1 protein-coding gene is annotated in these 210 nt (G+C 53.8%); it reads left to right on the top strand.

Annotation, left to right across the window (positions count from 1 at the left end):
- Positions 1-210 (top strand): PEP-utilizing enzyme (locus tag NLF92_RS14125; RefSeq protein ID WP_254102909.1); only part of this gene is annotated, 210 nt, incomplete at both ends.

The following is a 210-nucleotide window of genomic DNA, read 5'->3' as shown; positions in this document are numbered from 1 at the left end:
CCGAGGCGGCCGTACTTGTCACGCGGCAATCATTGCACGTGAGCTAGGCATCCCTGCGGTGGTTGGCTGTGGAAATGCAACCGACTCTATCGAGACTGGTGACAAGATCACTGTGTCGTGTGCAGAAGGTGACACAGGTTATATCTACAATCAGGAACTGGAATTCGACGTTACGACCTCGCGCATCGATGCCATGCCTGATTTGGCACT

It is taken from the genome of Opacimonas viscosa (assembly GCF_024199005.1).
Taxonomy (GTDB): Bacteria; Pseudomonadota; Gammaproteobacteria; order Enterobacterales; family Alteromonadaceae; genus Opacimonas; species Opacimonas viscosa.
The sequence above is the reverse complement of the archived record's forward strand: the minus strand, read 5'-3'. Positions and strand labels throughout refer to the sequence as shown.